General features: G+C 55.0%; 1 protein-coding gene. It reads right to left on the reverse strand.

All coding sequences use genetic code 11. The features are described from left to right. On the reverse strand, positions 1–247 hold a 247-nt coding region (locus SB775_RS28875; protein ID WP_410864632.1), incomplete at its 3' end, for a hypothetical protein. Between the last annotated feature and the right edge of the window lie 35 nt (positions 248–282).

The raw sequence follows: 282 nt of genomic DNA on the forward strand, positions 1-282 counted from the left end.
ATCCATCTCGCCACACCACGACCAACCAAGCCACAGCCATCAAGACGCCGAATACATAGCTTTGGCCGGTGCGAAATTCCGTCGTGACATCCACCAAGGCTTTAGCCAGCCCAAAGCTATCCCCCAGCAATAAAACGAGCTGGATGACAGGGGGCGCAAGCAAGAGCGGGATCGACGCAAGCGCAAGCATCAGCCATTTTTTCGGGACTTCAACAAGCGGCTTTTTTTCTGGATGAATGAACCGCAAGACGACGTCCCCTGCGAGAAAGGCCAGCACCACGT

It is taken from the genome of Peribacillus sp. SIMBA_075, from assembly GCF_046534585.1.